The organism is Bacteroides sp. 224, assembly GCF_010500995.1.
Taxonomy (GTDB): Bacteria; Bacteroidota; Bacteroidia; order Bacteroidales; family Bacteroidaceae; genus Bacteroides.
Map to the genome: position 1 here is coordinate 1 of NZ_QVMK01000095.1, position 653 is coordinate 653.

The following is a 653-nucleotide window of genomic DNA, read 5'->3' on the forward strand; positions in this document are numbered from 1 at the left end:
AAGTGCTTGTGCGAGGTAGTGGCACAAGAAATGAAGAGAAGAGTTAATAAAATCAATATGTAGATATTACGATTCATTTATTTTTCAATGTTCAATATTTAATCTTTTTCCTCCCAAATGGAGAGTTGTTAAGTTCTATCAATTGCCGTCTGCTTTAGCTGACGGTTCAGGGTATTTCTTTCTTTTCTCTGGCTTTAGCCAAATGATCTGTTTGGCTAAAGCCTTGGTTGCATAAAGATTTCATAGTCCGTCAGCTAAAGCAGACGGCAATTGATAAAGAGATAGATTGGAACTGAATAGTCCTGCTTCCGTGTCTTAATTCCCCTCTCCGCCCTACGGGCACCTCTCCCCGAAGGGGTGAGGAGTTCTATGCAGCATCCTAATTTTCAACTTTCAATTTTCAATTTTCAATTTTCAATTTCTTATCGTCTTCCCTTTTCTTCTTTACTTCCTCCAAGTTATGCACCGCCTCTTTCAGTCCTACCAGTGCTGCCTGATTAAGTAACTCTTCTGCTTTATCCAGCTCACCCAGTTGCAAGGCAATTACTCCCAAGTTATTCCAAACCGAAGGGCTTTGTGGAGATACCTTTTCCAGTAAGCGTCGTGCCGTTTGGTACTCTTCATTGCTGATTAATAAGGCAGCAGCATTATTT

General features: G+C 40.6%; 1 protein-coding gene. It reads right to left on the bottom strand.

Annotated features, from left to right (window positions below; translation table 11 throughout):
• Nucleotides 1-400 precede the first annotated feature (400 nt).
• Nucleotides 401-653, bottom strand: a 253-nt coding sequence (locus tag D0T60_RS18485) for a tetratricopeptide repeat protein (RefSeq protein WP_163219963.1), incomplete at its 5' end; no start/stop codon positions are given.